Here is a 23,042-nt window from a genome sequence, read left to right on the forward strand (position 1 = left end):
CAGAGAGGCGTGAGACACAGTCACGACTGACGGAGCAGACACTAAGTCATAGGTGACAGAGTCTGTGGAAATCACGGCTGCCAGTGCATGGCTCCAGCGTGTCTTCAAAAATGTCTTTGGCAACGCAATTGAGGATAATTGTTCTCTTCTCAATATCCGAGTCGGGTTGATTGAGGGCGCCGACGAGACTGGTGGAACCACTGCCTCTGGGTTTTATCTTGTAGATAACGGCAGTGGTATCCCGAAAGACGAACGTGATGATTTCTTCGGTTATAGATATACATTTCCCACAGAAGGTGGTTAATGACGCTACCACTGATCTAACGACAGCAGCGGGCCAGTCGGCACCCGAACCTAGGTGACTTACCACTACTAATCGATCAATAGTCGCTTCTACTGTTGGAATCTCAATGGTAAAATGGCAATTCGATACCGGTGTGGGTTACATATCGGATATATTATCTTCCCTTTCGGGCGTGCAACATGCAAAGCGCGAGTACAGCAGCCGGCAACTATTGATTTTGAAGCGGTCCCGATGAACCAACCGGTCAGTAAGCCTGCTGATTATGCCCAGAAGAACTTATTATTTGAGACGAGTATTCTGAACCCTGTGTGAAAATAAACGGCTCGTACTACCCAATTCAGGCTTGTTGGCACCATTCGACCGCTTCGTCGACCGACTCAAATGAGTCTGTTTCAACATCTGCTTCAGTGTTCATTTCTACGGTAGTTGCCATCATCCCGTCAGCAACGTATGCGAGTCTCTCTATATTAACGTCGTCGGCTAATTTCGACCACTCTTCGTTAATGTGGTCCAGAGAGTCTCGGATGCTGCTTCCGAGTGATTCTGCATTTTCAATGACGACTACCGTTGCTTTCATGCTGTCTTTCCCTGCTTCCTGACGATAATGTGCCTGACCTTGCTCTATTTCGGATTCAAAATGCGCTGCAAAGTCAGCGGTTGTCCACACCCCAACACTACCGTACTTTTCGTACTCTAAGTGATTAAGGTCGTGTATCGACGTCACAGCAAACTGTTGGCGCAGTATGTATATTAAAACCACGCTCAGATATTTATTCTTGAAAACTGGACACACAAACACATTGTTTTACATAAACCAATGATACTTCCTCCACCGTACTCGAGGTTCCAGATAGTCTCTTTCATACTATCATTGAGCTCATAGAACTCCAGTTCTTCCAGAGTTCTGCCCACCGCCAGGTTCGTCCTGCTGTCAAACTCTTCGTAGAATATTTTGAATGTACGCGTCGACGCCTCGTCCGACCGCCTCTACTGTGACTGCTTCGCTCCCTCGACCAGTGTAGAGAATGACCGGCAACGAGTCGCCGATGGTCTTGACACGCTCGACTAGCTCCAGTCCGCCGATTTCTGGCATATTGTAATCGCTGATGAGACAGTCGACCCGCCTCCGCTTTGACTCGCTCGGGAACAGTTGTCGGGTCTGTCTCAGTTTTGACGGTGAAGATGTTGTCCCTTGGCAGAGAAACTCCGACGCGACATCGACCAGTGCCGAATCGTCATCGACGTGTAGGACTGACACCCCTGCCGGTTCTGTGAACCGAAACTCCATCCGAATATGTCACTCAGATACTCTCCTCAGTACTGTTATTTGGGTCTGTACGCTTCGTAGACCCTCTCTCAACGGATTATTGCTACCGATGCGCACGATAAACGACCAGTGAGACTAACCGCCAGGGGCTGAAACGGGCTGTATGGCTACCGGGCAGTTTGTCTCGGCGCGACGGATACAGCAGGCGGACATCACTGGACAGCTCTACGCCGGGGTTGGACAGGGACCACACAACGGTGTGCTCGTGCTCCACGGAGGCGGCGGTGGCGGCGGCTACGAACGAGCGTACGCCAGGCTCCTCGCCCAGCACGGCTACACTGCTCTCTGTCTGGAGTACTTCGGCACCGCTGACAGACCAGATGCACTCGCGGAGATTCCCCTCGAGTACTTCGAGCAGGGAATCCAGTGGCTTCGCTCGCGTCGGCAGGTCCTCTCCGAAGATGTCGGTGTCGTCGGGTTCTCACGTGGTGGTGAGGCCGCCCTACTGGTCGGGAGTCACGCTGCCAACGTTGGCAGCGTTGTCGGCTACGTGCCGAGTGGAATCGCCTTCCCGGCCCCGACGTGGATGGACGGTATCGAAGAGGAAGGGCCAGCGTGGACCGTCAACGGCGACCCGGTTCCGTATCTCCCCGTCGACGAGTTTGTCGAGACGAGCGACGAGGGTCTCGCCGAGACTGTCGAACAAACCGCAGCGAGTGAGCGACCTGGCGCGCTCGACGGCGCGAGCGCAGAACAGAGACGACGTGCCGAGATTCCAGTCGAAAACATCGATGGCCCCGTACTGCTCGTCTCTGGCGGCGCCGATGCGGTCTGGCAGTCACCGGCGCTGGCCGAACGTGCCGTCGAGCGACTACAGAGACACGACCATCCCCGGTCCGTCCAACACCGGACGTTCCCAGAGGCCGGACACGCGATTCGGGTGCCGTACCGACTTGACGGCGAGGTCGACCCGGACGAGAAACACCGATTCGGTGGGACACACGCCGCGAACGCCCGAGCGTCGGCACAGGCGTGGGCGGCGACACTCCAAGTCCTGCGAGAGGGTCTCGGAGAACAGGCAGATTCTCGTCATCACACCCACGGCCGCCGCTGACTGGCTGACTGCTGTCTCCAGAATGAGTGCGCTGATCACCCAGTCCACTGGCTGGTCGCATATGGCGACCACTAGCGGACGGTATTGGTGGCTCCAGCAGTTCAATGCCGTGATGATTCTGTTATACTTTCGACAGGGCGCACTGATGATCTATCTCAGCACGACCCTCGACGGAACTCCCGACAAAGATAGCATACGCAGTTTTGTGACGTTCATTTATTGTTATCGAAATTGGCATCAGTAAATCGGTGGCCTCGACACTCGAACCCGGATGATGTACAGGTATCAAAGGTAGTGCATTTCGAACACCAGTCTTCCTCACCTCAGGTCGTGGTGAATTAAGCGGTCAGTCGAGAGCCATACTGCCGGCTGTAAGTACCTAAAGATTCGAGCAGGGATTTTCGGAGGAAAAAACTCTCTTGAGAACGAAACAATATGAAAGTATCACAGTTATTTTGATTGAGCGCAAGGGAGACGGGACTATGGATCTGTCCACGTTCCAGCAGTACACGGCGTGGCACGCTGAATGGAATCATCGTCAGTACGCCGCGCCGGCGGAGCCATGGCGACTCGTCGAGGTTCCACTAACAGAGGTGACGTATTTCACCAATGAGATCCGCCTCAACTGGGGCCTCGGCCGGGTTCAGGGCGGAGACTGGGGCGTTGATGGGGATCATCGTCTACTGCGTGAAACTCCACGGTATTGCAGCCTTGAGCAACATTTCGAGAAAGGTGTTCCCTGGGAGAGAACCGAACTGTATGCGCGCGCCGCACAGCAAATCGAATCCGGTAACCAGGTTCGGGGCTACGAGAGCCTCGGTGCCTTCCGAGAGAGACGCTGTGAGTACATCGACGATCTCTATAGGTCGATTAAAACCGAGGGGTATCGACCTAATGAGAAGGAAGGCCATCACCCGGCGGACGACAACGCATTTGAGGATGCATACGCGCACCATCTCGAACCGCTCGTGGTCATTGACCGCGATGGCGAACCATTGCTGACGGAGGGATTCCACCGATTCATAATCGCTGATCTGCTGCAATTAGACTCGATTCCTGTATACGTACTCTGTCGCCACGTAGAGTGGCAACGCACCCGGGATCGAGTCGCTGGTGTTCCGTCAGGCGAATTCCCAGAGAAACTTTCCTCACTTCGCTGCCATCCGGATCTCACGGATATTATGTCTTCTTCGGGATAGATGTGGGCCACAAGTGGATTCTACCTTGCAGCTCTCAATCGGATCTGCTTCATACGAGTAAATCGGTGGCCTCGGTCGTCGAACTTGGATGGCTTACCAGTACATTCCACATTGCCAAAGCTGACGACGGGAGTGGCAGTGACAATAGACCTGCTGACGGGTTCCTGAGCAGATCCTTTTAGATCTGGCCGAACAGGAGCTAGCCCACCAGTACAGAACGTTCGACGGAATTCTTGATAGTGTCTGATGTTTTAGTTAATAAATTTGGTATCATGGCAGAAACTTATTAAATGGACGAAAAACAAGGAAACAGCGTGGCAAATACTCTCTTTCTATTATACGTGGGTATACTTCTTGTTTCGGGTATTCTTGCGGCTTGTCTGGGTTATTTTGCGTTGACACGAACCCAAATGCGGTCGAAACGGTGGTTCGGGGTATTGATGATATCACTAGTTCTCTGGTCACTCACAGCGGCAGGTGAACTCGTTCTCTCCGGACGGACCGGTCAGCTAGCCATGAAGCATCTGTTTCTGATAGTTGGTACGACTATTCCATTGGTTTGGGTGGTCTATACCGCCGACTACACGTACCGGTCGATACGCACGAATTCAGTCGTTCGGCTGGCTGCCATCATATACATTCCACTTATTTTAACGTTGGTCACGAATCCGTTTTACGAGTTCTATGCTCCGCTTACACCTCACGAAACGCCATTTACGCACATAGAAATCGGCGTCGGTCCAGCGAGGATCGTTGCGATAGCATACGTCATAGGTAACATGGCTGTTGGGACCTACTATTTGGGGCATCTCTTCGAGCGTGGCCGCAGCCAGGTAAGCAGACCAGTAGCGATTCTGGTTGGCGCAGTTCTGCTTGGACTCGTTCCGTTCCTGGGTTCGGTATTTGGATTCGTCCCCGTTGAAACGTACGACCACACTTCGCTAGGTGTCGTGGTGTTTTTATTCGGGGTTAGCTACGTAGTATTCCGGCACGGCTTCTATCACATTTCCCCGATTGCCCGTGATATCATTCTCGAAGAGGCAAAGGATCCGATATTCGTTCTGAATAATAACTCGCGCCTTGTTGATCACAATACTGCTGCTGCAGAGATTGTTCCGGACCTGCATGCATCGGGCACCAGAGCGTTATTCTCGGAACTCCATACGGAACTTGCAGCGGTAGTCGATGAATTAGAGCCTGATCAAAAGCGCGAAATCATGCTGCCAGTTGGCGAAGAATCACGGTATTTCTCAGTCCAGATTTCAGAGGTTACTGTGAACGCCGAGAAAATTGGGACTGTCGTTTTTTTACGCGATATCACCAAACGCCGTACTCGTGAGAAACAACTGGAACGCCAAAACGAGAAACTCGACGATTTCGCTGGCGTAGTCAGTCATGACCTCAGAAATCCATTGAATGCTGCACAGTTACGACTCAATCTCGTCGACGGTGGGGACGACGAACACGTTGTATCAGCTCAGCAAAGCCTCAATCGGATGGAGATGATAATCGAAGATATCCTGACGCTGTCGCGTGCTGGCGAAACCGTCGAAGACCCCGAGCAGATTCGGCTTGCCGACGTTATCAGAAAGGGGTGGGACACAGTCACGACTGACGGAGTCGACATTAAGTTACAGGTGACAGAGTCTGTGACAATCAGGGCTGACAGGGCACGGCTCCAGCGCGTCTTTGAAAATCTCTTTCGCAACGCAGTTGATCACAATCGTGCTCCGGTTAAAATCCGAGTCGGGTTGATTGAGGACGCTGATGAGACTGGTGGAACCACTGTGTCTGGGTTTTACGTCGCAGATAACGGCGGTGGTATTCCGGAAGACAAACGCGATGATATCTTCGATCACGGATACTCCAGTAGTGACGAGGGGACAGGATTTGGGCTTTCGATTGTTGCGGACATTGTTGACGCTCACGACGGGGATATCGGTGTTACCGAAAGCGACGATGGTGGTGCCCGATTCAATATTACTGGCGTCACAATTTCCAGCTGACTGAATATCTCTATATTTTTATCCCGGGTGTCGAGTACATCTTGAACTGTTTGTACAGATCTGGCTGAACAGAGCGTCCCCTGTTAGGCCTGAACGAGCAATTATACGCTTTCAGAAGGCGGCAGACACGACTTTCGTGTTCCCTGGTGCACCTAAATCGGTGGCCTCGGCACTCGAACCCGGACGATGTACATGTACTGGGATAAATTGATACTACTTAGCCCGGATCAGCTATCCGCGGTAATTGGCACGTCTGAGTAACGTTCCACTGCTTTTGTTACTTCATCGAATTCAACACCAAAACTACTGTCTCGGGCGATTCAAACCGAATACAATCTCAGAAAATGCGGGAGGACGGGAACTCGGAACCACACGACGGTTCAACTCAAAATCTGGGCCGAGATCAAAAATCGCCCTGAAAACAGGAATTTGTGGTAGAGTGTCTGATAGTGGGATTCTCATTGGCTAGGAATCGTGTATTCTATGGATGGGAACGAGCGGGGCACACCCATACTCTTACAAGGACTAAGCTACCGTTTTTTCACTGTAGATGCCCTTAGTCGACAATTCGTGACAGGCGACTAATTCTCACTCGGTCTTGGGCAACTCCACGACGAGGACCGAGCCTTCAGGGTCGTTGTCTTCGACCCACACTTCACCGCCGTAATTTGTGACGAGTGTTTCGACCAAATAGAGGCCAAGCCCTGTGCCGTCGCTTTCCAAGCCATGGTTGCCCTTACCGAAGATGGCGTCTTTCTGGTCATCGGGAACGCCAGGGCCGTTATCGGCGACCCGAACAGTCACTGTGTCGTCTTGATCGGTTGCCGAGACTGTCACCTCTGCCACCGGCTTATCGTTGTGCTGTATCGCGTTCTTCAACAGGTTCTGAAAGACCGAGGAAACCATGTCATTGGCGTTGATCGTGACAGAAGGAATCGTCGTATTGTAGGTCACGGCGGCGTTCGGATACGAGGATTGCACCTCGCTCACCTCTTTTTCGAGGGTAGTGCGAATATCGACCTGCTGATCTTCTTTTGTGGCCGAGAGCATTACGTTGGCTATCTCCCGTGCTGTCCTCGTGAGTTCGGTAGCATGGTTGGCACTGTCCTGTATCGTGGTGGTGTACTCTTTCACGCCCTCATCTTCGCACTCTTCGACAAGTAGATCTGCATAAGAAGAGACGAGTTGTAGGTCGTTGCGAATATCGTGGCGAAGAACTCCGTTCAGCATTTCGAGGTTGTCGCGCTGTTCTTCGAGGTCTTGTTCGTACTCTTTCAACTCGGTTATATCACGGGCATAGCCAAGTACCGCACTCTCACTTTGTTGTACCGTTGTGAACGGGATTCTGGTCGTCCGGAAGACGTGTTGTTTACCGCTGGCACTCATCAATTCCTCTTCGTAAGTCGTTGACTCGCCTGTCTCCATGACCGTTCTCTCCCGCTCTCGATACTTGTCGAAGTCAGAAATGTTCTCGACAGCCTGCTCAATATCCCGTTCTCGTATACCTTCGATTTCGTCCGTAGTTAATCCGTGTAACTCGGCGTTTGCCTCATTTGAGAGAATCACCTCGTCGTCCCGGCTCTTGACGAAGATTGGATCGGGGATGAGGTCGATGACCTGTCGTAGTTCATCGCGGGTTCTCTCAAGCGCTTCTTCGTACTCTTTTTGCTTGGAAATGTTTTGCACATAGGCGACGAGTCGGCCATCTTCGATTTGTACGGCTTCGATGATTACGTCTACTGTGTGGCCGTCCTTGTGACGTAACTGGTATTCAGTCCGCATATGGCCTGTTTCGCGGACTTGAACAAAGTTAGGCATGTCCTCGGGGTCGTCCTGTTCGGGGGCCAAGTCAGCGACCGACATTTCGAGTATTTCATCCTCGGAAAAGCCGACCATATCACAGGCAGCTTCATTCACATCGATGTATTCACCCCGTGGGTTCACCTCGAAGATTCCGATGGGTGCTTTTTCAACGTGGGCATGATACGACGAGTCCCCCGTGGGTGAAGTCATATACTTGAATACTCGTGGGAGTTATTAAAAAGCGCCGGGGGGATTACTCGGTATACTGAGAGACTATGGGTGCCAGCGGCAGGTACGCGCTGTGTGCCGACTCCTCGGAGACATCCATCCCCAAAGAGCGCGTCGATGGCTGCTAGCAACCCTGCTGTGGGACGGGCTTAGAGGTCAGGAGCACGCACGGGAGTCTCGTCTTCTGTCCCGGAGAGACACTCACAGGTGAGTACACTGTCTTGGACGGGTTTGACGATGGCTGTCTGGGTGCCGGGACATACGCGTTCAGCGACGACGCGTCGGAACTCGGTCCGGGCGAGCGAAGCGACAACGGCGTCGAGTTTGCCTCCGACCCGACACGGAGCGTCCGGCACCTCAATATCATGCTCGGCGACGACGGTGTCGACGAGGTCGTGGGTATATGCGAGGGCAACCACGCCAAGTATACCGTCGACGTCGATACCATAATCAGGGGCTCCATCTCTCCCATCGACAGTCAAAAGCGAACCGGATACGGTCTCTCTATCGTCAAGCAAATTGTGGAGTCCCATGGCTGGAACATCTGGACTGTCGAGGGTTCCGAGGGAGGGGCTCGGTTCGAAATCACCGGCGAGAATCTCGTTGATGAGTAGATTTTCTCTCTGTTGCACCGATTTTCTAACGGGTTCCAACTAAGTCATCACTCTCCACAGTCGTGCATATTGTGTACTGATTGACCACAGCGAGTTCGAACAGACCAAGCTGTCGTGGAAGATACCGCACCTTATATCTCCATGCCAATTCGGATATCGTTCTAATTTGATAGGTAACTCGCCACTTAATACACACTACGTTTCGGTTGAGAATAGTTCTATGATGCCCTCCTGTTTGAGTTTACTTTTTTGTAGTAACTCTGTCAGTTGTCACATCTATCGTATCTATCCACAATGCCTGGGAACGTCCCGTTGTAAGTGTCTATTTTGATATACAGATGGGTGACAAAGAGCCACAGCAGACCGAATGGGAGTCCGAGGTCGGGTTGTCCGAAGAAACTACCTACGTGGCCATTTACCCGAGTCGCAAGGACACCGGGGAGTGGATTGGGGGCCTAGAAGCAAGTTACTGATATATTCTTGCCGACGGCGAGACACAGTATGCACTCGAACTAATGACTATCCCTCTCAGAGGCTAACAGACGCGATTCTCGATGTTCAGCCAGGATGCTTCTGTGGTACCAGTAAATCGGTGGCCTCGGCACTCATAGGGTTCGTCATCCGAACGCGAGGAACGAGTCACCTCGTCCAGCCCCGCGACATCGGAACCTTATTTTCTCGTCATCGGCCATCTTATTCTACAATCGGTGCTCAAATGAGCGTTCCGCCATCAAGTCGCACCTCTCAATTACCTTAGTACAACGAGGTAATGGCTCCAGCAATTTGGTCGACGGCAGTTTCCCAGATAGAGAAGCCAGTTACGACAGCGAGCAGTGTATCGGCAGCGAAAAAGACAAAGAGTCCAGCACCGAACATATGGGCTTTCCGTATGTCAATTTTGTTTGAGAACGTGTAGAAAAAGTACGCGTTCGCTAGACTAACCGGAATGATGACCAGCATTTCGCCAATCCAGATACCGGGGCTTGCACCGAATTGAGCAGCGAGCGTAATCGTAATCAACTGTGTCTTATCACCGAACTCTCCAGCAGCCATCATCGCAAAAATCGGGACGAACCCACCGAGAACGTTCGGGACTTTCTGACCGAACAGTGTCACATCGAGTTCTGAGGCTGCAGTCAACCCTCCGCCGTCTGTCGTCGCCGTTGCTGTCCCCTGCTCGGGCATGGACCGCCATAACAAGACAGCAAACAGTGCGAACAACACGACTGTAATAAGGTCAAGATACACACCCGGAATCGTGTTCTGAAGTGCGTTCCCAAACAATATTTCGAGGGCTGTCCAGCCTGCAAATGCTGTCCCGGCAGCGGATACCACTAGCAGCGGGTGGTATCGTGTTGAGAGACTCGCAATGATGAGTTGCACTTTCTCTCCCGGCAATACCGCTAGCTGCCATCCTGCGGCGACGACTATTACAGTTAAAATATCAGCCATCACTGGTCACCTTGCATGAGATATCTACGACCACACCAATGTTTAGACGTATCTAATCTTTAAAGCCTTTGGTATCAAAAAGTCACAGCAAAGCAGTGGTGCTGTGGCAACTCTGAGACTGCCCGCTGATGATAAAAGAGACGACAACTAATTTTAGACGGAACACTGAGAGTACCAGAAGCGATGGACGCTAGCCGACTTAGTCGTCTTTTGTCTTGATATCTGCCGAGAGGCCCTGTGCCATCTCGATATCCTTGGAGTTGTTGAGCGTCCAGGCTGTCCGGTCGGTGACAGCTTCGATGACCTCACGCGCAGACGGGTAGCCGTTGCCGGACTTCTTTACGCCACCGAAGGGGAGCTGGACCTCTGCGCCAATACAGGGAAGGTTCCCGTATGCCAGTCCGACCTCGGCGTTATCACGGTAGTAGTTGACTTGGCGGTAGTCCTCAGAGATGACAGCACCGGCAAGACCGTAGTTCGTATCGTTATGGATGTCGACGGCGCGCTCGATATCGCCGTCGTATTCGAGGAGTGCAATGTGCGGACCAAAGACTTCTTCCTGTGTACAACGCAGATCTTCGTCGGGGTCAGCCTCGTAGACGAACGGACCGATCCAGTTCCCGTCCTCGTGACCGTCTGGAATTTCTTCGGCGTCGAGTTCCGTACGGTCGACGAGGACATCAACACCTTCGTCGCGGGCAAGCTGGTTGTACTTCGAAACTTTCTCGTAGTGACCTTCCTCGATGAGTGGTCCCATAAATGTCCCCTCATCAAGTGGGTCGCCAACAGCGATGTCTTGGGCGATGTCGACAAACTGCTCTTTGAACTCGTCGTAGATATCAGAGTGGACAATCAGACGTTCACTAGAGACACAGCGCTGACCGGTCGTCTTGAAGGAACTCATCACGGCCGCGTGCACTGCGATATCGAGGTCAGCCTCTTCAGTGATAATGATGCCGTTTTTGCCACCCATCTCACAGGCTGCACGTTTGCTGGGGGATTCAGCACACTTCTGGGCAACTTCGTGGCCGACTTCAGCGGAGCCAGTAAAGAGCACTGTGTCGACGCGGTCGTCGTCAACGATGGCAGCGCCAGCGTCACCGAAGCCTTGGACCATGTTGAACACACCTTCAGGGATACCTGCATCAACCATCATCTCAGCGATGATCTGTCCGCACCATGGTGTCTGCTCTGCAGGCTTCCAGACAACGGTGTTCCCTTCGACAAGTGTCACGGCCATATGCCAGAAGGGGATCGCGACGGGGAAGTTCCACGGAGAGACACAGCCTGCGACACCGCGGGGTTTCCGACGCATATACGCATCTTTCGCGGGCACTTCGCTGGGGACAATATCTCCTTTCGGGTGACGGGCGTCGCCAGCAGCCCATTCGACCATGTGCCAGGCCTCAGTCACGTCAGCTTTTCCTTCTGAAATTTCTTTGCCACACTCTTTGGTGACAACCTCGCCAAGTTCTTCGTGTCGCTCACGGAGCTCATGATAGACATCCCAGAGATACTCGGCTCGGTTGATTCGAGACAGATCGCTCCACTCCTCGAAGGCCTCGTCGGCCGCTGCCATTGCGCGGTCGACATCGGATTCAGTTGCACGATGGAACGTCCCCAGCTCTTCCCCGTTTGCCGGGTTGTGGCTCGCAAACGTCTCGTCTCCATCTCCCTCTACCCATTCACCGTCGATGTAATGTTTGTACGTCTCGGACATGTCTGCAACTATCAACCTCATCCGATAAAAACCCCCACAGAAGTCGGACGCTTTGGTAGTCGATATCAGGGAAGGGTGTCAGTGACAGTCCTCGGTGTGTGCAGGTCACGAACGGTCGTCTGGACTATCTCCTACAACAGTGTCTTTTTGTCTCTTGTTACCAAATATGGTGGTAATGAACGAAACAATTAAACGAATACTCGGTGCTCTTGGCTGGGGTGAATCAGGGCAATCTCGGGGTGAGTCTGAGCAGGAGGCAGAATCGACGTTTGTTCCCTCCCAGATGGATGCCTCCGTGCTAGAGGCTCATGGCATGGAAACGACGAGGGCTGAACAAGAGCTCACACAGCTCCAAGAGAAAGCAGAACAACTCGAAAAACAAAAGCGAGACCAATAGTCAGGGGCCAGCAGCGCTTTGGACCTGCCAGCCGCCCTCAAGGTCACAAGCCTCACGAACTGTAAACTCGAAGGTCGTCTCCTGTGTAAGGCTCATTCCGCCGTCGACCGCTTCGACACGGAGAGGAACGTCGAGTGCGCTCCCACAACAGCCAACACCGACGAACTCCGCCCACGTTTCTCCGGTCTCGGCAGTGTCGTGGGCTTTTAGCAGGTACGATCGAAATGGTGTGTCTTCGACGATAGCACGACCCCAGTCCGACAGATCGGCTGGATATGACAGGATGACGTGTGTTGCTGTCTCAGTCATGTATCTTGCTTGTATCGCCAAACGCTTAGCTGTTCTGTGCACTGACGGCTCATCCTCAGATCCAACTTGCCTGTCTCCCTCGACACCACTCAGAAATAGACGACCATCGAATTTCTTGCGAAAAATGCGGTTACCTGTTACTCTTCGGGAACTTCAAACGTTTGGAGCGTTGCAGAGGTCTCACCGTCCTCGCTGGTCCAGACGACCGTGATCGAATCGCCGTACTCGACGAAGATGGTTGCCGTCTCCCCGGCGCTCATCTGGCTGGCATTGTACGCTGTATCTGTGGACTTGGAGAAGTCGTCGTATTCGGGTGCGTCTCCTGAATTAAGGCTTGCATTGCTACCAGTCACCCCCAATAAAGATGAGTCAACATTGGGGCCACCAGTATGTTGGATACTTAGACTCGCATTAGCAGAGCCTTCCGCAAAGGCAGTACCTGCACCAGATGTAGCGTTATATGTATTACCCCAAGAGTCTTCAGTGCCATTTAAATCGCCTTCTTCGACGCTGAAACTAAAGCTCGCTTGCGGTGCTGTCTCGCTGACCTGTTCCCCTAGTCCGAGTACAAACGTCGCGATAACAGCCGCCAAAATGACTGTAATGGCGACCATCAGAATGACACCAATGACCGGACTGACTGCATCATCTTCCTCGAAGAGTTGTTTTAATTGCATGGTTGCTTGTTTCGTGCGCACCGTCCGAGCAGCCAGTGCCCCTTTTTGCCAGGGTTTCTGTTGCAATACCCTATTGCCGTATTCGATAGCTGCAATCGGGCGGTTGCGCTTGTATTTAGGTTCTCTCTCATACCGTATTAACTGTTCGCCCAAATTCCCAGCAATGAAAATGAAGTGGTGTCTCTTCTAACTGAGCAAATCAGAGGTGTAAGTCAACCTCATTCAGGTCTATTGTCTTTTCGACTTCTTCGACTTCCTCTTCAAGTGCCTCGATCTTTTTGTTGAGATCTTGATAGCGATGGTGATCCTGTAACTCGTGGTCAGCCATCTCAACCTCTAGAACGTTCCGCCTGAGTTTGAGTGAACTGAGTTTTTGTATCTGGTCATTGTACTCCGAAATCGTTAGTGCGCGCTCGATGGCCTCTCTCAAATCTTCTTTGCCGACCGGTTTGACGACATAGCCGTCGAAATTCATCTCTGTGATATCGAAATCCGGGTCTACTGCTGTCACCATCACGACACGACAGTCAAGGCTCCGCCTGCGTATCTCTGCTAGAACCTCATCGCCTGATACGTCTGGCATCCGCCTGTCTAGCAACACGACATCAAACGAGTCGTCGACGAGGGCCAGTGCCTCGGTTCCTCCAAGTGCGGTTGTAACGTCGTACTCAGACCCGAGTCGCAGTTCGTACGTCCTGGCGACCCGCTCCTCGTCCTCGACGAGAAGGACCGATGGCTGATGCGAATCTGACACGTCTCCATATTGAGGATACAACTAATTATAAGCTAGCCCATTTCTACCAAGAACCTTTATGAGCAGATATACAGCCAGCCCTATCTGTTACGTGCCGCGGTACGGAATCGAACCGTTTTCGCCCGTGACACTGAGGATTTGCTTCTCGGTGTCTTGAGCAAACACGTCTGGTTTGATAGAGCGGCCCTCGGGACGCATGTTCGCCTGAACGCCGAGCTGTGACTGGCTGTCTCCCGAATACGTTACAGCAATCAGTCTCAGGTGTCGATGTGCTCCGTGATGAACTGTGAGAGAGCTTGGTTGAACGCTTCAGGGCGCTCAAGCATGGCAAGGTGACCAGCGTCTTTGAGAACGGTCGTCTCACACGAGTCGATAGTATCGGCTAAGAATTCGTGATACAACGGCGGTGTCAGTCGGTCATCTGCGCCGACGACCGCTAGAGCGGGCAGGTCAATTTCAGCTACCTGCTCTCGAACGTCGAACTCGTGGCAAGTAAGAAAGTCACGAGTTGTTACCTGTTGTCCTGTCTTTTGGAGCGTTTCTTTTGATTTAGCAAGCAGCGACCCCCCGGCGTCTGCAAAGAGCATCGACGGCTGGTGTAGTTGCTCGATTGCACTGTTAAAGTCAGACACGAGCAACTCCCGCAACTCTGCGTTGACGGCAAGCTTTGCACCTGTCCCTGCGAACACGACCCCGTCAGCATCAAAATCCGTGTTCAACAATACCTCGAAGACAACCGCTCCACCGAGTGAATTGCCGATGAGAATGTCGGCGTCGGTTTCGCGGGCAACAGCGGTGACATCTCGTGCGTATGCGTTCAGTGTCTCTTGTCCTGGCTCGGTGTGGATTGCTCCAGACGTGCCATGACCGCTGAGATCGACAGCCACTGCAGGGTGTGTCGGGCCAGTCGGAGCATACTGATGGGCCCATAGCTGGTGATTTCCGCCGCTTCCGTGGATGTATAACGCCGTCGGACCGGACGTGTCAGACTGAGTTGCCCGGTACATTGTTGTCCGCCCGTCGTGGTCTACCTGTTGCATGGGTGCCCATTGTTTGCTCGGACACTTTGTCGTGTTCCCTTTGCTTGAGCGTGTGCACGCTGGCAACTCCAATGGAGTGTCTTTTTAGGGGATGCCGTCGTAATCTGGCACAAGATGTTCAACGCCATCGTGCGCGCAGATACACTCCAGGCGACGCTCGACTCCGTGGGTGTTCTCGTCGACGAATGCAAGATTCACTTCGACGACAAGGGGCTCGAAATCCGGGCGGTTGACCCTGCAAACGTCGGAATGGTTGACCTCTCACTCGGTGAGGAGGCGTTCGAGTCCTTCGATGTTGACGAGGGGCTCATCGGTGTCGACCTCGTCCGGCTACAGGATATCGCCGGGATGGCAAGCAGTGACCAACTTGTCCACCTCGAACTGGATGAGGAGACGCGCAAGCTTCACATCTCTATCGATGGATTGGAGTACACACTTGGTCTCCTCGACCCCGAATCTATCCGCGAAGAACCAGACCTCCCCGAAGACCTCGATCTTCCAGCCAACATCGTTATTGAGGGCCGCGATATCGACCGTGCTGTCACAGCCGCTGATATGGTGAGCGATCACATCGAGCTTGGTCTTGACGACGCTGAAGACGTGTTCTATGTCGCTGCACAAGGAGACACTGACGACGTGCACCTCGAACTCGATAATGAGGACCTCATCGATCTCGTGAGCGGTCCTGCATCGTCGCTGTTTTCGCTCGAATACCTAAAGAACATGAACAAAGCCATTCCGAAAGATACCGAGGTAACAATGGAGTTGGGTGAAGAGTTCCCTGTCAAACTGCACTTTGACATTGCCGAAGGCAAAGGAAACGTTACCTACATGCTCGCACCGCGGATTCAGAGCAACTGAAAGCAAAGTTCTTGGAGCTTCTCTCCAGAGTAAAGTCCTCTTTCTCGCTGTCATACGCTGTCGATTTGGGCAGAGAGACATCTTCTTAAGTAGCAAGCCATGTCAGCCACCCCCATCTCTTCTCACAGTGGTGACTCTCGACTGTGTGGCGTATAATTCTGTTATCGGTATCGAGACCAATGTGACCATTTAACATGACAGAACGAAAAGACGGCCATATAAGAACCCGGGGGAACGAACTACGAGCCAATGTCAGACGAACCTCCGAGTACCCTAAACAACATGCGCACCCAGATGCAGCGCGCACAGGAGTACGCACAAGTGACAGAAAATGTGTTCACACGGCTTAAACACCCAGAGCGAACCCTTGAAGTCTCTTTGCCGGTACTTCGAGATGACGGCACTGAAGACATATTCAAAGGATACCGTTGCCAGTTTAGCGGCGCGCGCGGTCCATACAAGGGTGGTGTCCGGTTCCATCCAAGTGTTTCACAGGACGAGGTTATCGCACTGGCCGGTCTTATGTCGTCGAAAACTGCGCTCGTTCGACTTCCGTACGGTGGAGCAAAAGGTGGTGTCGTCTGTAACCCAAAAGAGCTCAGCCGTGACGAAATAAAGCGAATGACCCGCCGGTACATGGAGGGTATTCGCCGAATGGTGGGGCCAAAAATGGATATCCCGGCACCCGATATGAACACCGGTCCCCGTGAAATGGCGTGGATGATGGATACCTACTCCGTCTACGAAGGACACACCATACCCGAAGTCGTTACCGGGAAACCAATCGAACTCGGCGGGACTCCGGGGCGCATAGAAGCGACCGGCCGCGGAGTCGCAAACATCACAGAACAGATTCTCAACTACTACAGTCGGTCGCCCGAAGACTCGACAATCGCAATTCAAGGCTTTGGAAACGTCGGGTCCTGGGCCGGACGGCTTCTTGCCGAGCGCGGCGCAAACGTCGTCGCGACAAGCGATGTTACTGGCGGTATCTACAACCCCAAAGGCATCGACACGCACGAGGTTGGAGAACTCATCGAATCTGGCGGCCAGATAGGTGATTACGACGGCGATATCGAGCGTATCTCGAACGACGAGCTCCTTCGGCTTGATGTCGATGTCCTCATCCCTGCTGCTGTCAGTCACGTTATCACTGCCGACGTGGCAGAGGATGTGCGAGCCGACATCATCGTCGAGGCGGCAAACGGACCGACGACGCCCGAGGCTGATGATGTCCTCGCCGAGCGAGATATCCCGACGGTTCCAGATATCCTCGCCAACGCGGGTGGTGTCATCGTTTCCTATCTCGAATGGGTCCAGAACACACAGGAGTACAGTTGGACGCTAGAAGAAGTCAACGCTGACCTCGAACGCCGGATGACCGAAGCGTTCGAAGAGATGATGGACGCCTACGCTGAATACGAAACCCCGGACCTCCGCACCGCGGCGTACACGCTTGCGCTTGACCGGCAGGCAACAGCCCACGAGCAGCGCGGTCTCTTCCCCTAAGATACCGTCTTGCGTCTGTCTGACGTATTATTTTGTACGAGGAGCCGGAAGCTGCCGGTATGACGAGTCTGGACGAGGCCTATAGCCAGGACTGGACGGGTGACCGGAACCCACGTCGTGTTGTTGGTGGCTTGGCGCTCGTCGGGGCAGGAATCGTTGCAGTTATGATTGCGATGGTGCTCGTTGGCCTGCAAGGTGACAGCACAGTCGCAAAGCGGTACGGTGGCGTCATTGCAGGCCTTGGAATCCCTGCACTCTTGCTCGGTGTCGTTGTCGTGTTGCCTGCGAGCAACCGAACCCGCCTCGGTGTTGTATTCGGTACCGTTATCGCCAGCACAGGCGTATTCTTGTTCTGGAACGTCTATCCGGACCGCTGGACACGTACTGCAGAGCCACTCGCATTCGAAACGACGATGCTCTATGGGGTCGGATGTGTCGTCGCGCTTGCTTTTGTCTTTAGCGCGATTGCCAGCTTTCGGCTCCGGAACAACCCACAGGGGACTGTTCGCCTCGAAGTTGTCCGCCAAGGTGAGACCAGAACTGTCGAAGTAAGCAACGAGCAGTATCGACAGATGGTCAATGACGGCGGACAAGCCGAGCAACTCCTCCGAGAAATCGAAGATCAGTAGCGCGCCGGTCCGTCGACTTTTTGCGCCACGGTCCCGAACTGGGGAATAATGAAACAGCTTCACGCGCGGTATCCGTTTCTCCAATCGGCGCGAGAAGCCGTCGAAGGCATGACTGTCACAATCGTCGAGATTGTTCGCACGGAGGACGAAGTCGTCAAACGCGCGGTTGAACGAATCGAAGGGGCACTCGAAGACGGGACAATCGGCGAGTCACACCGCCGGGACCGTGTCGAACTCCTCTCTTACCCGGTTGCGCGAGTACTTGTTTCGCTCGTCGATGAACACGTCTTGACCAGAAAATACGCGACAGCCGAAGCACGGACTGCTCACGACCGATTCGAGTACGACCTCAACCGCACGGTCGAATTCAAGAGCACACAGCGCGAGCAGGTAACACTCGATACTCTTCTCCGAGAGTTCAGCATCGCAAGCGGTGTCCGAAAAACCAGTAACGGGTCTGCCGTCGACGTGGGTACCTACCTTGATCTTGCGGCTGACAAACGTGGCGACGAATGGCGACTGGTGAATCGAGAACTCGCTGACGGCGAGGTCTTCCTTGCGTCTGGAGAGGTGCTTGTCCTCATCCGACAGGCAGTCAAACAACGCATCGAATCAGGGCTACCTCTGACAGTCCCCGAAGAAATTGCCACCGGACTCGAAACTGCACGCGAGCGTGTCGCCGAGTCGCTGGCCGAACTCGACTTGATGCGCGATATCGACACGGTCGTTCCAGAGATGTTTCCCCCGTGCATGCGCGCGCTCCTCGACAAGGTACAGAAAGGTGACCATCTGGCCCATCACTCACGGTTCGCTATCGCCTCATTTCTCACGAGTATCGGTATGTCAACCGACGAAATCGTCGAACTATTCCAGGTAAATCCTGGATTTGGAGAAGAAGCGACCCGATATCAGGTTGACCACATCCGTGGTGACACCAGTCCGACAGAGTACTCGACTCCCTCGTGTGCGACGATGCAGTCTTACGGTGATTGTGTCAATATGGATAATCTCTGTGAAACCATTGCACATCCGATGGCCTACTACGAGGCAAAGCTTGATGATACCGACGAGGATGAAATCGTCGACTGGCGCGAGAGACAGAGTTCTGACGCGTAGCTTTGTGATGACAGCCGACAGTTGCAGTGTCAGACATTGAGTAGGCACAGTGTCACAGCCTTCAGGCCGTAGACACGCGACGTTACTCTGGTTTCTCTTCGAAGTCGTGTCGTTCGATGAGGTATCCAAGAAGTGGGAGGGCGACGATGAAACTCCCAATGAGACCGATGATGAACAGTCCGCCATCGGAGGTGAGCTTGGTTTGGGTCTTGCCCTCAGCGACACCGTCGAACGTCCCATCAAACGAACCATCCTCGACTGTTCCGTTCATCGTGCCGGTCACGGTCCCGTCAATCGCTCCGCTAATCGAGCCATTGAACTGACCGGTAAACACACCATCCTCGGTGACAGAGCCTTCTGCTTGCCCATCTACCGGGCCGATAATACCATTCTCGTATTCACCGGAAAAGCCAGTGACTGCGGTCCCGTTCTCGGCAGTTTCAAGCGTCCCGTCAAACTCTCCAGATAGTTCTCCAGTGAGTTGCCCTTCTTCATCATCAGGGCCGACAGTCACTGTTTCTCCGTACGCACCCGTCACCACCACCAGTCCGGTGATAAAGAGCGCGACAGCTGCGACTGACACAACAATCTGCACGACCGTCTTCCGGTCGACGTCCATGCTCGCGGATTTCACAGGAACAGCCAAAAGAGCTTCGAAGCGTTTGTTCGCTACCGTGTTGATTCCACCCATGCTGAGAGAATCCCACCCGTCGCACCACAGACCACTGGGTAGAGAATTCCTGCCAGTGCAAGTGCTTGGAACCGGTTTGGACCGAGTACATCAGCAACCTCAAATATAAATGCCCCACCAAGCGATAGAAAGATGATACCGAAGACAATCGACCCACCTACTTTTGCGCCTGTGACGATTTCAGTCACGCCAAACGAACGCGTAAGAAAGTAGCCGGCACCAAGAAACGCAAGTACTGGTAGTGCGTGATAAACAACTGCAGGCAATACAATTGTTTCTGTCCCAACCCTTTCGAGCCCGGTTCCGGTGAGATAATTAATCGAGGGAACATCGACCGTACCCTCACTCCCGGGCGGCGCACGCTGTTCGATACCGACGAACTGAGCGTTATAGAAGATCCAGCCAGCTCCCTCTATGAGGTCGCCAACAAAGCGTTTCCCCTCGAAGATAGCGACCAATAGAAATGTCGCCAGATAGCTGGTGAGGTATGCCGTTGCGCCGTACATTGAGCCCTCGACCATTGGAAGTTGACCCGGGCCCGTATCCGTCTTCTCGCTCATCTGGCGGTGGTTCTCGTTCCAGCACAATACACCCGACGAATCAACCCGCTTACCGGAGCATCTCGACACCGTCCTCGACGGTAAGATCATCGCGGTCAACTGCTTCGAGTACCCGGCGGATGTCTTTTGTTTCGTCTGGCTCGTCGTCGCTTTCGGCACTAACTTCGTCGAGAGTCTGTCGCTCTGAGTGACCGGTTAGCTCCGCAAAGTCGGTTCCCTCAGCGAGGGCAGTCTCTTTTTTGACTCGGTAGTTGCCGCCGTCGGTCTGGTAGAGGTCGTCCGGATGAAAAAAGTACCAGCTCTCACGGTCGAAACGGACACCGACCCGGGGCTTTGCACCGAAGTTCCGTGAGAAGTAAACAAGTGCGTACACTTCTTCACCGTCGAGATATATCGGGTCGCCTGCGGAGGCTTTTGCCTCGATAGCATAGAAGGTGTTGCCATCTCCAGCAAGTACGTCTGGGAGTTCGCGTTTGGTCGCGCTGCCACTTGCTGGTGCACGCATCACTGCCATACCAGCATCATCAAGCAAATTCACCAGTTCCCGCTCCCGACGGTCCCCTTTGGCGTTCGACATAAATTGTATTCGCTGACCCACCGATTTAAACTGACTGTTACCGTATTTCGATTGCGTTTCTGTCTTACACAACGGTCGTGTCTCGCGATGACCAATCGACAGTTTGGCGGCTATCTATGCTGGGGACACAACCGCAATGCATGGACCCCACATGCTCGTCTTAGGTATCAACCCGAGCTACTGCCTCAATTTCGACGAGCAGTTCCGGTTCGATGAGTTGTTCGACCTCCACCATTGTGGTCGCTGGTCGCACTTCCCCAAGCAGTTCGCCATGTGCACGGCCAACCGTCTCCCAGTCTTCGATATCGACGACGTATATTCGAGTTCTTACAATATCAGTTAACGACGCATCTAGTTCCGACAGTGCATCCTCAATATTCGAAAGAATCTGTTTCGTCTGACGATAGGGGTCACCGAGACCGACGATGGTTCCATCGTGGCTGGTCGCAGTGGTGCCGGAGACGTGGATTTCGCCACCAGTTTTGACTGCGCGGGAGTAGCCAACCTCATCTTCCCACGTTGTTCCGGTGCCAATATTGCGTCGTTTCATACGGTTTCATGGGTCAGCAACTGATAAAAATCACGCGACCTATCTGGTTAGTCTCACTCCTCAGACGAACTACCGTCGCTGTGCCTTGCCAGCGTATACGCCAGGCCCCCAATCCCAGTCACCGCCCCAGCGATGCCAAACCCGGGGCCATCGTCGTCAGCCCCGGTCGTTTCTTGCTCCCGGACCGTTGTTGACGTTGGGGCTGTGGAGGGTTCCTCTGTCGGTGTCGTGGTTGGCGTTGCGGTCGCTTCCGGTGTCGATGTCTGTGTCTCAGTTGGCTCAGCTGGCGGACCGGCAACCAGGTTCGGTGGGTCCGCCTGCTTTCCCGCCTCGTCGGGGAACAGATAGAGCCCAGGGGTCGTCTCATTGGGCGCATTGAAGCCTGGGCCGAGTTTGATAGAGCTTCCTAAAAATGCCTCGCCAGCGGTGACACTCTGTGCAGTCCAGAAACAGGTCTCGGTAGGATCGCGCCACCAAACCATGCGTTCTGGCTCTGAGGGAGTGCTGATATCGTGGACAGTGACGCCACCGTAATACCAAGACGCGTAGAGCCGGTCGCCGACAATGTCGACGTTGTGTGCGGTCGTAAACCAGCCAGACTGTGTATTGTCGTACGATTCAGGGGCCTCAATGTGAGCGAACTTTTCTGGTGAGTCTTTGTTTGAGATATCCCAGAGATCGATACCGCCCGGGCCACCAATTTGTTCTCCATCGGTCCCCGGTCCGGTTGCTGCCCACGCTTCTTTGCCGACTGCAAGGATCTCTCCCTCCTCATCGGGCTGTGCGTAGTGGGCGTTCCCACCTGGAATAAACGCCTCTCGTCTGGCTTCGGAAGCAGAGAACTCGGTCAGCTCCGCCAGCGAGTAATCTCCAACCCGTGAACGTACTGTCGGATCCGTGGGATCGCTCACGTCGACGACCCACGTCCCTGAATCCCAGTATGGCAGGTATGCGACTCCGTTTTGAACGTATACATCGTGAAGAACCCGACCCGAGAGGGCTGTGTTCTTCCATTCCGATTCGTGGTCGACAAGCGACCAGCGCCCAAGCTCTGTGGGATTATCGTCAGCAATGTCGATCATTATGAGCGGGTTCGTCGGGAGACCACTACCTGTCAGGTAAATAATTCCGTCCTCAAAATAGCAGTTGTGAATGTAGTGGTCAGTCCCATACCAGGCCAGTTTCTGTGGGTCTGCGGGCTCACTGATATCGAACAGGGCGAACCCTTGTGCGGAGGCCGGCAAGGGCTGAGCGGGTCCCGGGACAATCAATCTATCATTCCATGCCCATAGGTCATAGACTCCCCTCATCGAGGACCCGTCTGTTGACTCGACACCTCGGCGTTCTGCCAGTAGTGTCGGATTTTCGGGATCTGAGATATCAACAGACACAAATCCATCTCTTACAGCGACGTATGCACTGTCACCGTCATCGTGAACTGTCGCTTCACGAGCACCGGGAATATCGATTGTCCCCAGTGGCTCGTACGGTGTCTGTGCAGATGTGGATTCGCCAGTTGCGGAGCCACGACCCGACGCAACCAGAGGGAGGGATACAGCAGCGCCAATTGTCCTGAAGAAATGGCGGCGTTTCATACCTGTCTGTTGTTGCCACATGAAAAATAAGTGGCGGATATGGCAACGCTAGACCTGCGAAGTGGGTGGC

The 23,042-nt window shown here is 53.6% G+C and carries 25 protein-coding genes; 11 read left to right on the top strand and 14 right to left on the bottom strand.

Annotated features, from left to right (window positions below):
* Positions 1–52: 52 nt before the first annotated feature.
* Positions 53–304: an ATP-binding protein gene (locus N5098_RS04095; RefSeq protein WP_267636423.1), complete on the top strand. Its 252-nt coding sequence runs from the start codon at positions 53–55 to the stop codon at positions 302–304.
* Positions 305–641: 337 nt separating this feature from the next.
* Here N5098_RS04095 and N5098_RS04100 read toward each other — a convergent pair whose 3' ends face one another.
* Both N5098_RS04100 and N5098_RS04105 read right to left on the bottom strand, forming a co-directional pair.
* A complete protein-coding gene (locus N5098_RS04100; protein WP_267636424.1) occupies positions 642–1,028 on the bottom strand; it encodes a hypothetical protein in 387 nt (128 codons plus the stop codon).
* A 207-nt stretch (positions 1,029–1,235) separates the two neighbouring features.
* On the bottom strand, positions 1,236–1,592 hold the full coding sequence (locus tag N5098_RS04105) for a response regulator (protein ID WP_267636426.1): 357 nt from the start codon (positions 1,590–1,592) through the stop codon (positions 1,236–1,238).
* A 142-nt stretch (positions 1,593–1,734) separates the two neighbouring features.
* Here N5098_RS04105 and N5098_RS04110 point away from each other — a divergent pair, with 142 nt between their 5' ends.
* From N5098_RS04110 to N5098_RS04120, 3 genes are all read left to right on the top strand, one after another.
* Entirely contained in the window at positions 1,735–2,685 is a 951-nt protein-coding gene (locus N5098_RS04110; protein ID WP_267636427.1) for an acyl-CoA thioester hydrolase/BAAT C-terminal domain-containing protein, read from the top strand.
* A 482-nt stretch (positions 2,686–3,167) separates the two neighbouring features.
* Positions 3,168–3,884, top strand: a complete 717-nt coding sequence (locus N5098_RS04115; protein WP_267636428.1) for a hypothetical protein — start codon at positions 3,168–3,170, stop codon at positions 3,882–3,884.
* Positions 3,885–4,174: 290 nt separating this feature from the next.
* On the top strand, positions 4,175–5,890 hold the full coding sequence (locus N5098_RS04120) for a sensor histidine kinase (protein WP_267636429.1): 1,716 nt from the start codon (positions 4,175–4,177) through the stop codon (positions 5,888–5,890).
* Between the two features lie 588 nt (positions 5,891–6,478).
* On the opposite strand, the gene N5098_RS04125 is transcribed toward N5098_RS04120, so the two are convergent.
* Positions 6,479–7,903, bottom strand: a complete 1,425-nt coding sequence (locus N5098_RS04125) for a PAS domain-containing sensor histidine kinase (protein ID WP_267636430.1) — start codon at positions 7,901–7,903, stop codon at positions 6,479–6,481.
* A gap of 239 nt (positions 7,904–8,142) precedes the next feature.
* Between N5098_RS04125 and N5098_RS04130 the strand changes: the two genes are divergently transcribed.
* Positions 8,143–8,535 (top strand): ATP-binding protein, encoded by a 393-nt coding sequence (locus tag N5098_RS04130; protein ID WP_267636431.1) that lies wholly within the window; start codon positions 8,143–8,145, stop codon positions 8,533–8,535.
* A gap of 338 nt (positions 8,536–8,873) precedes the next feature.
* Positions 8,874–9,008, top strand: a complete 135-nt coding sequence (locus N5098_RS04135; RefSeq protein ID WP_267636432.1) for a hypothetical protein — start codon at positions 8,874–8,876, stop codon at positions 9,006–9,008.
* 280 nt (positions 9,009–9,288) lie between these two features.
* Here N5098_RS04135 and N5098_RS04140 read toward each other — a convergent pair whose 3' ends face one another.
* Together N5098_RS04140 and N5098_RS04145 are read right to left on the bottom strand one after the other, a co-directional pair.
* Entirely contained in the window at positions 9,289–9,987 is a 699-nt protein-coding gene (locus N5098_RS04140; protein ID WP_267636433.1) for a TMEM165/GDT1 family protein, read from the bottom strand.
* 199 nt (positions 9,988–10,186) lie between these two features.
* Entirely contained in the window at positions 10,187–11,707 is a 1,521-nt protein-coding gene (locus N5098_RS04145; RefSeq protein ID WP_267636434.1) for an aldehyde dehydrogenase family protein, read from the bottom strand.
* A gap of 175 nt (positions 11,708–11,882) precedes the next feature.
* On the opposite strand from N5098_RS04145, the gene N5098_RS04150 reads away from it, so the two are divergent.
* A complete protein-coding gene (locus N5098_RS04150; RefSeq protein ID WP_267636435.1) occupies positions 11,883–12,104 on the top strand; it encodes a hypothetical protein in 222 nt (73 codons plus the stop codon).
* On the opposite strand, the gene N5098_RS04155 is transcribed toward N5098_RS04150, so the two are convergent.
* The 4 genes from N5098_RS04155 to N5098_RS04170 all read right to left on the bottom strand — a co-directional run bounded on the left by N5098_RS04155 (position 12,105) and on the right by N5098_RS04170 (position 14,884).
* Entirely contained in the window at positions 12,105–12,413 is a 309-nt protein-coding gene (locus N5098_RS04155) for a DUF7968 family protein (protein WP_267636437.1), read from the bottom strand.
* A gap of 137 nt (positions 12,414–12,550) precedes the next feature.
* On the bottom strand, positions 12,551–13,090 hold the full coding sequence (locus N5098_RS04160) for a type IV pilin domain-containing protein (RefSeq protein WP_267636438.1): 540 nt from the start codon (positions 13,088–13,090) through the stop codon (positions 12,551–12,553).
* Between the two features lie 199 nt (positions 13,091–13,289).
* Positions 13,290–13,844, bottom strand: coding sequence for a response regulator (locus tag N5098_RS04165; RefSeq protein WP_267636439.1), 555 nt, complete (start codon positions 13,842–13,844; stop codon positions 13,290–13,292).
* Between the two features lie 257 nt (positions 13,845–14,101).
* Positions 14,102–14,884: an alpha/beta fold hydrolase gene (locus tag N5098_RS04170; protein WP_267636440.1), complete on the bottom strand. Its 783-nt coding sequence runs from the start codon at positions 14,882–14,884 to the stop codon at positions 14,102–14,104.
* A 114-nt stretch (positions 14,885–14,998) separates the two neighbouring features.
* Between N5098_RS04170 and N5098_RS04175 the strand changes: the two genes are divergently transcribed.
* The 4 genes from N5098_RS04175 (at position 14,999) to priL (ending at position 18,999) form a co-directional block, all read left to right on the top strand.
* A complete protein-coding gene (locus N5098_RS04175) occupies positions 14,999–15,745 on the top strand; it encodes a DNA polymerase sliding clamp (protein WP_267636441.1) in 747 nt (248 codons plus the stop codon).
* Between the two features lie 249 nt (positions 15,746–15,994).
* Complete coding sequence (locus N5098_RS04180) at positions 15,995–17,254, top strand: Glu/Leu/Phe/Val family dehydrogenase (protein ID WP_267636442.1); 1,260 nt, start codon at positions 15,995–15,997, stop codon at positions 17,252–17,254.
* 59 nt (positions 17,255–17,313) lie between these two features.
* Positions 17,314–17,883 carry a cell division protein CdpA domain-containing protein gene (locus N5098_RS04185; RefSeq protein WP_267636443.1) on the top strand — a complete coding sequence of 190 codons (570 nt, stop codon included), beginning with the start codon at positions 17,314–17,316 and terminating at the stop codon, positions 17,881–17,883.
* A 48-nt stretch (positions 17,884–17,931) separates the two neighbouring features.
* A complete protein-coding gene (gene priL, locus N5098_RS04190) occupies positions 17,932–18,999 on the top strand; it encodes a DNA primase regulatory subunit PriL (RefSeq protein WP_267636444.1) in 1,068 nt (355 codons plus the stop codon).
* Positions 19,000–19,081: 82 nt separating this feature from the next.
* Here the strand turns inward: priL and N5098_RS04195 are convergent, their stop codons facing one another.
* The 5 genes from N5098_RS04195 to N5098_RS04215 form a co-directional block, all read right to left on the bottom strand.
* Positions 19,082–19,690 carry a DUF7472 family protein gene (locus tag N5098_RS04195; RefSeq protein ID WP_267636445.1) on the bottom strand — a complete coding sequence of 203 codons (609 nt, stop codon included), beginning with the start codon at positions 19,688–19,690 and terminating at the stop codon, positions 19,082–19,084.
* Positions 19,669–20,250, bottom strand: a complete 582-nt coding sequence (locus tag N5098_RS04200; RefSeq protein ID WP_267636446.1) for a DUF7978 family protein — start codon at positions 20,248–20,250, stop codon at positions 19,669–19,671. The genes N5098_RS04195 and N5098_RS04200 overlap by 22 nt, the downstream gene beginning before the upstream one ends.
* Before the next feature lie 49 nt (positions 20,251–20,299).
* On the bottom strand, positions 20,300–20,827 hold the full coding sequence (gene hjc, locus N5098_RS04205) for a Holliday junction resolvase Hjc (protein WP_267636447.1): 528 nt from the start codon (positions 20,825–20,827) through the stop codon (positions 20,300–20,302).
* A 160-nt stretch (positions 20,828–20,987) separates the two neighbouring features.
* A complete protein-coding gene (locus N5098_RS04210) occupies positions 20,988–21,377 on the bottom strand; it encodes a RidA family protein (RefSeq protein WP_267636448.1) in 390 nt (129 codons plus the stop codon).
* A gap of 53 nt (positions 21,378–21,430) precedes the next feature.
* Positions 21,431–22,972: a hypothetical protein gene (locus N5098_RS04215; protein WP_267636449.1), complete on the bottom strand. Its 1,542-nt coding sequence runs from the start codon at positions 22,970–22,972 to the stop codon at positions 21,431–21,433.
* Positions 22,973–23,042 lie beyond the last annotated feature (70 nt).

The organism is Halovenus rubra (assembly GCF_026586665.1).
Lineage (GTDB): Archaea > Halobacteriota > Halobacteria > Halobacteriales > Haloarculaceae > Halovenus > Halovenus rubra.

Excerpts from the sequence above, each read along its gene's own strand:
- N5098_RS04105 (WP_267636426.1), bottom strand. The coding sequence starts at position 1,592 with ATGGAGTTTCGGTTCACAGAACCGGCAGGGGTGTCAGTCCTACACGTC.
- N5098_RS04110 (WP_267636427.1), top strand. The coding sequence starts at position 1,735 with ATGGCTACCGGGCAGTTTGTCTCGGCGCGACGGATACAGCAGGCGGAC.
- N5098_RS04115 (WP_267636428.1), top strand. The coding sequence starts at position 3,168 with ATGGATCTGTCCACGTTCCAGCAGTACACGGCGTGGCACGCTGAATGG.
- N5098_RS04120 (WP_267636429.1), top strand. The coding sequence starts at position 4,175 with ATGGACGAAAAACAAGGAAACAGCGTGGCAAATACTCTCTTTCTATTA.
- N5098_RS04125 (WP_267636430.1), bottom strand. The coding sequence starts at position 7,903 with ATGACTTCACCCACGGGGGACTCGTCGTATCATGCCCACGTTGAAAAA.
- N5098_RS04135 (WP_267636432.1), top strand. The coding sequence starts at position 8,874 with ATGGGTGACAAAGAGCCACAGCAGACCGAATGGGAGTCCGAGGTCGGG.
- N5098_RS04140 (WP_267636433.1), bottom strand. The coding sequence starts at position 9,987 with ATGGCTGATATTTTAACTGTAATAGTCGTCGCCGCAGGATGGCAGCTA.
- N5098_RS04145 (WP_267636434.1), bottom strand. The coding sequence starts at position 11,707 with ATGTCCGAGACGTACAAACATTACATCGACGGTGAATGGGTAGAGGGA.
- N5098_RS04150 (WP_267636435.1), top strand. The coding sequence starts at position 11,883 with ATGAACGAAACAATTAAACGAATACTCGGTGCTCTTGGCTGGGGTGAA.
- N5098_RS04155 (WP_267636437.1), bottom strand. The coding sequence starts at position 12,413 with ATGACTGAGACAGCAACACACGTCATCCTGTCATATCCAGCCGATCTG.
- N5098_RS04160 (WP_267636438.1), bottom strand. The coding sequence starts at position 13,090 with ATGCAATTAAAACAACTCTTCGAGGAAGATGATGCAGTCAGTCCGGTC.
- N5098_RS04170 (WP_267636440.1), bottom strand. The coding sequence starts at position 14,884 with ATGCAACAGGTAGACCACGACGGGCGGACAACAATGTACCGGGCAACT.
- N5098_RS04175 (WP_267636441.1), top strand. The coding sequence starts at position 14,999 with ATGTTCAACGCCATCGTGCGCGCAGATACACTCCAGGCGACGCTCGAC.
- N5098_RS04180 (WP_267636442.1), top strand. The coding sequence starts at position 15,995 with ATGTCAGACGAACCTCCGAGTACCCTAAACAACATGCGCACCCAGATG.
- N5098_RS04185 (WP_267636443.1), top strand. The coding sequence starts at position 17,314 with ATGACGAGTCTGGACGAGGCCTATAGCCAGGACTGGACGGGTGACCGG.
- priL (WP_267636444.1), top strand. The coding sequence starts at position 17,932 with ATGAAACAGCTTCACGCGCGGTATCCGTTTCTCCAATCGGCGCGAGAA.
- N5098_RS04195 (WP_267636445.1), bottom strand. The coding sequence starts at position 19,690 with ATGGGTGGAATCAACACGGTAGCGAACAAACGCTTCGAAGCTCTTTTG.
- N5098_RS04200 (WP_267636446.1), bottom strand. The coding sequence starts at position 20,250 with ATGAGCGAGAAGACGGATACGGGCCCGGGTCAACTTCCAATGGTCGAG.
- hjc (WP_267636447.1), bottom strand. The coding sequence starts at position 20,827 with ATGTCGAACGCCAAAGGGGACCGTCGGGAGCGGGAACTGGTGAATTTG.
- N5098_RS04210 (WP_267636448.1), bottom strand. The coding sequence starts at position 21,377 with ATGAAACGACGCAATATTGGCACCGGAACAACGTGGGAAGATGAGGTT.
- N5098_RS04215 (WP_267636449.1), bottom strand. The coding sequence starts at position 22,972 with ATGAAACGCCGCCATTTCTTCAGGACAATTGGCGCTGCTGTATCCCTC.